At 73.7% G+C, this 3534-nt stretch carries 5 protein-coding genes and 1 pseudogene; 3 read left to right on the forward strand and 3 right to left on the reverse strand.

Features of this window, described 5'->3' with window-relative positions:
• From ABZ646_RS43040 to ABZ646_RS43050, 3 genes are all read left to right on the forward strand, one after another.
• A partial coding sequence (locus tag ABZ646_RS43040; RefSeq protein WP_360532203.1) for a substrate-binding domain-containing protein occupies positions 1–489 on the forward strand: 489 nt, incomplete at its 5' end.
• Positions 490–610: 121 nt separating this feature from the next.
• Positions 611–961, forward strand: a complete 351-nt coding sequence (locus ABZ646_RS43045; protein ID WP_360532206.1) for a VOC family protein — start codon at positions 611–613, stop codon at positions 959–961.
• 70 nt (positions 962–1031) lie between these two features.
• Positions 1032–1430: a MarR family transcriptional regulator gene (locus ABZ646_RS43050; protein WP_360532209.1), complete on the forward strand. Its 399-nt coding sequence runs from the start codon at positions 1032–1034 to the stop codon at positions 1428–1430.
• Positions 1431–1436: 6 nt separating this feature from the next.
• On the opposite strand, the gene ABZ646_RS43055 is transcribed toward ABZ646_RS43050, so the two are convergent.
• The 3 genes and pseudogenes from ABZ646_RS43055 to ABZ646_RS43065 form a co-directional block, all read right to left on the reverse strand.
• Positions 1437–1718: a hypothetical protein gene (locus ABZ646_RS43055; RefSeq protein WP_360532215.1), complete on the reverse strand. Its 282-nt coding sequence runs from the start codon at positions 1716–1718 to the stop codon at positions 1437–1439.
• 184 nt (positions 1719–1902) lie between these two features.
• Positions 1903–2487 (reverse strand): annotated as a pseudogene (locus tag ABZ646_RS43060) (MBL fold metallo-hydrolase); the annotation flags it as partial.
• On the reverse strand, positions 2411–3534 hold a 1124-nt coding region (locus ABZ646_RS43065; protein ID WP_360532212.1), incomplete at its 5' end, for a hypothetical protein. The gene ABZ646_RS43065 and the pseudogene ABZ646_RS43060, both read right to left, overlap by 77 nt.

Here is a 3534-nt window from a genome sequence, read left to right on the forward strand (position 1 = left end):
GACATGGTCCGGCATCTGCTGGCCGTGGGCCGCCGCAGGATCGGCATGATCACCGGCCCGCTGGACACCCCCGGCGGTGTCGAGCGGCTCGCCGGGTACCAGGAGGTCCTCACCGAGGCGGGCGTCGAGATCGACGAGGCGCTCGTCGTGTCCGGGGACTACAGCCGGGCCAGCGGCGCGGCCGGCGCCGAACGGCTGCTCGCCCAGGCCCCCGACCTGGACGCCGTGTTCGTGGCCTCCGACCTGATGGCGCAGGGCGTGCTGACGGTGCTGGAGCGGGCCGGGAAGCGGGTGCCGGACGACATCGCTGTCGGCGGCTTCGACGACTCCCCGGTGGCGACCGAGGTGAGCCCGGCGCTCACCACGATCCGGCAGCCCTGGGACCGGATCAGCACCGAGATGGTGCGGGTGCTGCTCGCGCAGATCGGCGGGGAGGATCCGGCGGCGGTGATCCTGCCTACGGAGCTGGTGGTGCGCGACTCCGCGTGAGCCGCACCTGCGGGTGCGCTACCGGTCAGGATCGGAGAAGCCGCGGTGGGCGCCCCTGGCCTAGCGTGGTTCCACCGACGGAGAACACGTCGGACCACGCAGCGCGACAAGGAGAAGGTCCATGACCGCAGGCATCCAGACGATCGTCTACCCCGTGAAGGACGCGGAGCGCGCCAAGGCCGTGTTCGGTGCGCTGCTGGGCGCGGAGCCGTACGCCGACACGCCGTACTACATCGGGTACAAGGCCGCCGGGCAGGATGTCGGCCTCGACCCCAACGGGCACGCCCAGGGGCTCACAGGACCCACGCCGTTCTGGCACGTCACCGACCTGCGGGAGCGGCTCGCGGCACTGCTGGACGCGGGTGCCGAGCTGGTGCAGGACGCGCGGGACGTCGGCAACGGCCGGCTGGTCGCCTCGGTGAAGGACGCCGACGGGAACATGGTGGGGCTGCTCCAGGACCCGGTCGCCTGAGCACAGGACCGCATGCACCCGCACTAGTTGCACACTCAACGATTGGCCGGATCAGTGCTACCGTGCGGGTATGGCAGTCAAGACGGCCGAGGCCCGGCTCGAAGACCGGTGGCGGGACATCCTTTCGGTGCACGCGCGCACGATGTGCGAGATCGACCGGGTGCTGCATCCGCACGGGCTGGGCGCGAGCGACTTCGAGGTGCTCGACCTGCTGGCCACCGAGACGCCCGCCGAGGGTGACCACTGCCGGGTGCAGAACCTGGTCGGACGGGTGCATCTGAGCCAGAGCGCGCTGTCCCGGCTGATCGGACGGCTGGAGAAGGACGGCCTGGTGGAGCGGTCGGTCTGTGTCGAGGACCGGCGGGGCGTGTGGGTCGCGCTCACCGCCAAGGGCCGCGCCCTGCACGCCGAGGTACGGCCGTTGCAGCGGGCGGCGCTGGAGCGGATGCTGGAGCACCCGGCGGTCTAGGGCCGTTCAGAGGGCGAACTCGATGCCGTCCGGGAGGACTTCGACGCCTTCCGCGGCCACTTGGGCGCGGGCCCCGGACGCCGGGTCGAGCAGCGGGTTCGTGCTGTCGAGGTGCGTGTAGATCCGGCGGGTGCGGGGGTGGCGGGCCAGGGCCGCGAGGCTGCCGTGCCGGCCGGAGACGGGCAGAAGGCCCCTGACCGTCTGCCGGGGGCCGGAGCGGGCCCTGGTGCCCGCCTCGCCCGCGGTGAAGAAGGTGCCGTCCGCAGGACGCAGTCCGCCTCCGCGCACAGCTCGTCGAGGGCGTCGCTCCACGTACCGACACAGGGCGCGTAGAGCAGCACTCCCCCGGTGGCCAGGTCCTCGATCCGGTACGCCGTGACCCAGCGGCCGTCGGCCCCGGCGGCACATACGTCGGGACCGTGGCGCCCATCGGGTGGGCGGTGACCACCAGCCCACCGGCCAGCACGAACCCGCCGTCGGCCAGGCTGTCGGCCCACTCCCAGGGGGTGTAGCGGTCGAGGGCGGCACGGGCGGGAGCCAGCAGCGTGCGTACGGGCGGGGCCGCGTAGACCTTGAGGTCCGGCGCGCCCCGCAGCACGCTCAGCCCGGTGACATGGTCGGCCTCCGCGTCGGTGAGCAGCACCCCGCGCACCGGGGTGTCCCGGGGACCGGGTCCGGGCCACAGCGCGGCGGTGGCGGCGAGCTGGGCGCGGACGTCCGGGGAGGCGTTGAGCAGCCACCAGTCGCGGCCGTTGCCGCTCAGGGCGACGCACTCCTGGGTACGGGAGGGCAGCTTGCCGTCCCGGGCGGCGGCGCACAGCGCGCAGGCGCAGTTCCACCGCGGGAACCCGCCGTCGGCGGCGGTGCCCAGCAGGACGACCCTCACGACGATCCGCCCCTCTCGCTCTCCCCTGACCCTGGTGGGATCTTCCCGCAGGACGGGCCCCGCTACCCGTGGCGGGGGAACTTCCGGCCGGCCTTCACCGGGCCGCCGGTCCTTCACCGGGCCGCCGGTCCACCGGCCGGCGGGGCGGGATCGGCTCCGACGGGAAGTCACGCGGGCCGGTCCACAGAGCGGGTACGGCGTCGCAGCGGCGGCACAGCTCGTAGGCGACGGCCTCGTAGTTGACCCGCCAGCCGTGGAAGTGCGGCCAGGCCTCCGCGGTGGAGCGCTCGGCCCGGAAGCCGGTCTTCTCCAGCATGGCCACGGCCGCCTCGAACTCCGCGTAGGTCAGGTCGATCGGGGTGTCCGGGGCCGGGTCGGTGTCGAAGGTCGCCCGCACCGAGGCGGCGATGTCGCGCAGCGCGGTGAAACCGGCGCGCAGCATCAGACGGGCTGCCGGCGGCGCAGTGCCGGGGGTGAGGGCGAGCTGCATGGCCGCCGCGTCCATGACGGCGATCAGGCCGACCAGCCAGCTGCGGTAGGGGCGGGGCGAGCGGAACGCCAGCAGCACGGGGTAGGTGGCGTGGCTCTCCCCCATGTCCGCGGCCAGCCGCTCCCAGGCCCGGTACAGCTCGGGCAGCGCGGTCTCGGTGTCGACCAGCCACTGCCGGGCGAGGATCTCCGGGCCCCAGGCGGGCTCGCCGGCCCGGGACTGGAGCAGGGTGACCTCCAGTTCGCGGCGGTTGTAGGCCGCGTACAGCGTGGGAAGGTAGGCGATCTGCAGTGCGATGACGACGGGGCCGGTGGCGGCGGCGACGAAGTCCAGCGCGGACAGCCGCAGCCGGGCCCCGCTGGCGAACCCGAGGGTGAACAGGCTGGAGCCCGCCTCCCGGAACGCGATGCTCCAGGACAGCGGGGAGAACGCGTACAGCAGCATCCCGAAGCCGAGGAACGCCCCGCCCAGCCAGGCGGCGAGCATGCCGACCAGCATCAGGGGGGCGAGCCAGGTCTGGGCGCGGTCGATGGCGCGGTAGCCGCCCCGGTGGGCGAGGAGGCAGAGCACCCGGCGCAGGGTCGACCACAGCCGGTACACCAGCAAGGAGTACAGGCCTCTGGGTACCACGAGCGTGTCGGGCGCCTGCCAGGTGTCGCGGTCGGCGACCGGGCCGCGCACCGCACCCCGGATGACGTCGACGTGCGCCAACTGGGGCAGGATCCCCT

Source organism: Streptomyces sp. NPDC007162 (assembly GCF_040634175.1).
GTDB lineage: Bacteria > Actinomycetota > Actinomycetes > Streptomycetales > Streptomycetaceae > Streptomyces.

Excerpts from the sequence above, each read along its gene's own strand:
- ABZ646_RS43045 (WP_360532206.1), top strand. The coding sequence starts at position 611 with ATGACCGCAGGCATCCAGACGATCGTCTACCCCGTGAAGGACGCGGAG.
- ABZ646_RS43050 (WP_360532209.1), top strand. The coding sequence starts at position 1,032 with ATGGCAGTCAAGACGGCCGAGGCCCGGCTCGAAGACCGGTGGCGGGAC.